Raw genomic sequence first — 2,228 nt, forward strand, 5'->3', positions numbered from 1 at the left:
GTCTACCGGAAAACTTTTAAAATAGTTGGGTTCTGTTTTCTCACCTTCGCACACAATTAAAAACCATCTTCTAGTTTTCCCCTTTCTCTTTTTGTAGTAATCAATATCTTTTTCCCTAGAAGATTTTTTTTTATTCATGAAGTTCACCTATTAGTTCTTTGAAATTACCAATGAAAGGGATAGCGCCATACTTGCCGATCAGGTACTCGCGCTCAAATGAGGCATTTTTTCCTACTTTATACTCTACCAAAGAGTACAAATCAGTAGCGCCCTTGTTGTCCTTTTCGGTAAACCATATTTGATCCTTGCGAAAAGTCTTGCTGCTTAGCAAGTTTGTGTCGTGTGTCGTGAATATAAGCTGTGCGTTGTGCGCATTAGTCTCGTTAGAATTGAATAAGCAGATTAATTCGCGAGTAATCAGCGGATGCAGTCTGGCATCAAGTTCATCAATTAATAAAATTTTTCCTGTTCTTAAAGTATCCAGGAGAATGCCTGCTAATGCAAATAGTTTGTTTGTTCCCTCGGATTCATGCTTTTCCATATCGAATCGTTCCATCTTTGAAGTTTGCTTACCATCAGCATCATATTTGCGGTGAGATGTGTACACCGTAGTTTTGGTTTCAGAATAAGGGTATAAACTACCATAGGGACCCCCGAATTGTGCTGTATAATCAGAAATATGAACTACAGTATTAGGGACCGAAACAATATCTAAAATACCTAAGTCTAATTTTTTAATAAATTCAATAATATCGTGTCTGTACCCAGCGTTCTCGAAAGACTCCAAGGTTTCTTTGCGGTATTGTCTATCTTGCAAGCCTGAGATCAATTGCAAAGTTTTACTGAACCACAGCAATATTTTGCCAGAAATTTTACCATTAAATTGTGCGACAACAGAAAGAAATAAAGCATTTCTTCGGGTTTTATCGCTAATGCCTTGTCCCTCTGGAAAATCATATAATATATAATTATTATCAAAATTCCGTTCAAAAAGCATTTTTTCTTCACTGTCATCAGCTTGAGATAGCCACTCAGAAACAACTTCCCGCGCGTTCACATCAAAACCGTACCTAAAAGTTTTGTCTTCTAGTAGAAAAACGATTTCAAAGAAAGAGGGCTCTTTTTCTGTCTCCGTACTTAGCCTGAATGCTTCAATATCGATCGCGTCTGAAACTTGCGTTTCTTTGGATGAGTTGAGGACAAACCATTTCATAAAGTTAATAGCAGCAACAAGGTTGCTCTTACCACTGGCGTTAGCTCCATAAATAGCAGCACTTTTGAGTAAGCTTAACTTATCATTAATTGGGAATACATTATTTTCGTTCAGATATTTTTCCTCCTCAGTAATTAACGAGTCTACCATGCTGAGGGTGACAGTTTCTTTAAAAGATTTGTAGTTGCCGACGCTGAATCCAATCAGCATAACTTGCCTCCGATCGCCTAAATTAGTAGAATGTGAAAATTTTGCAATTCTTTCTATGATAACACAACCAGCTACCTCAGCTAACACCAAGTGCTAACCATGCGAATTCTCCAAATTATCCCCTCAATTTCCCTTGTCTACGGCGGGCCAAGTCAAATGGTACTCGGACTTTCTGCGGCCCTCGCGGCGAAAAACATTGATGTGACAATTATCACCACAGATTCTAACGGAGATATCGGTCAACTTCCCTTAGATGTTCCTCTGAATGAACCAATACAACAAAACGGCTATCAGATTATTTATTTCCGCTGTTATCCCTGGCGCAGATATAAATTTTCATTCTCGTTATTGCAGTGGTTAAATAAAAATGCGCGACAATTTGACCTGGCTCACCTTCACGCTCTTTTTTCGCCAGTAACTACCTTCGCGGCTACAATTGCTAGATATCACAAGTTGCCATATATTATGCGTCCCTGCGGTATGCTTGACCCCGCCGACTTGCAGAAAAAAAAGCGCTTGAAACAGATTTATGCCACGCTTTTAGAACGCCCTAATTTAGCAGGGGCAGCCGCAATTCATTTCACAAGTAAAGAAGAGGCTAAAATCTCAGAAAGATTTGGTTTGGACTGCATAGGCAAGATGCCTGTGCCACGGGATTTGGACTTCACAGGCAAGATGCCTGTGCCACAGGATTTGGACTTCACAGGCAAGATGCCTGTGCCACAGGATTTGGACTTCACAGGCAAGATGCCTGTGCCACAGGATTTGGACTTCACAGGCAAGATGCCTGTGCCACTGGATTTGG

2 protein-coding genes are annotated in these 2,228 nt (G+C 40.2%); one reads left to right on the top strand and one right to left on the bottom strand.

Annotation, left to right across the window (positions count from 1 at the left end; translation table 11 throughout):
* Window positions 1-130: 130 nt before the first annotated feature.
* The gene (locus ACUVJL_RS38050) at window positions 131-1,510 is read right to left on the bottom strand and encodes an AAA family ATPase (RefSeq protein WP_445250543.1); all 1,380 of its coding nucleotides are present in this window, start codon (window positions 1,508-1,510) and stop codon (window positions 131-133) included.
* A 12-nt stretch (window positions 1,511-1,522) separates the two neighbouring features.
* Between ACUVJL_RS38050 and ACUVJL_RS38055 the strand changes: the two genes are divergently transcribed.
* The coding region (locus tag ACUVJL_RS38055) for a glycosyltransferase (protein ID WP_445250544.1) at window positions 1,523-2,228 on the top strand (706 nt) is incomplete at its 3' end.

Origin of the sequence: Microcoleus sp. OTE_8_concoct_300 (assembly GCF_031383065.1) — a bacterium.
Lineage (GTDB): Bacteria > Cyanobacteriota > Cyanobacteriia > Cyanobacteriales > Microcoleaceae > Microcoleus.